The sequence below is a fragment of the Klenkia sesuvii genome (genome assembly GCF_037083825.1).
Lineage (GTDB): Bacteria > Actinomycetota > Actinomycetes > Mycobacteriales > Geodermatophilaceae > Klenkia > Klenkia sesuvii.
Window position 1 is genome coordinate 1 of the sequence record NZ_JBAPLU010000063.1, and the last position, 630, is coordinate 630.

Sequence of the window (630 nt, forward strand, 5' to 3'; positions counted from 1 at the left end):
TCCACGTACAGCTCTGAACCAGGGGAATGTGATTAATTCCAGGCATTCAACGTTCTCTGCACCACGATCAACCAAATCGCCCACCGAGATAAGCAGGTCTTTTTTGTTGTCGAATCCAATCGTATCCAGTTTGTTCATCAGGTTCGTGTAGCATCCGTGCAGATCGCCAACTACCCAAATATTTCGGTATTTGCTGCCATCAATTTTTTCGTAATAGCGCATCTCTTTCACTCCATCCGCGATGAACCATGAGAACGTCGTTGACGATGGCGTGCATTTTCCCGTCTTTATCATCAACGTATTTTCTGACCGTACCGCGACTACATTTCAGTCTGCGTGCTACTTCTGTCTGATTTCCGTATGTTTCAACGAGCATGTCTGGAATGGTTTTTACTGAGAACGTCATGCGGCCTCACTTCTGCTATTTCGCAGGTCTTTGAGTTTCTGTTGGTACTCTGCCTTGATCGCCTTGCACTCTTCGATAGTCCAGCGATGGCGGTTATGGTTTGATTCGATTTCGTCTACTGCTTCCTGCCCGATGCGGCTAATCAGTTCGACGCGATACGGAACGAGATTTCCGCTTTTGTGCTGGTTGCACACCACGCATTGCTTGTGAATATTGCGTTCATT

Annotated in this window: 3 protein-coding genes; all 3 read right to left on the reverse strand. The window is 47.0% G+C overall.

Annotated features, from left to right (window positions below):
* On the reverse strand, positions 1 to 294 hold a 294-nt coding region (locus TEK04_RS21240; protein ID WP_432277365.1), incomplete at its 3' end, for a metallophosphoesterase.
* Complete coding sequence (locus TEK04_RS21245; protein WP_002901791.1) at positions 200 to 406, reverse strand: phage NinH family protein; 207 nt, start codon at positions 404 to 406, stop codon at positions 200 to 202. The genes TEK04_RS21240 and TEK04_RS21245, both read right to left, overlap by 95 nt.
* Positions 403 to 630 (reverse strand): recombination protein NinG (locus TEK04_RS21250; protein ID WP_336406364.1); only part of this gene is annotated, 228 nt, incomplete at its 5' end. The genes TEK04_RS21250 and TEK04_RS21245, both read right to left, overlap by 4 nt.

What these genes read in the sequence shown, in the direction of transcription:
- TEK04_RS21245 (WP_002901791.1), bottom strand. Translation starts at nt 406, where the DNA reads ATGACGTTCTCAGTAAAAACCATTCCAGACATGCTCGTTGAAACATAC.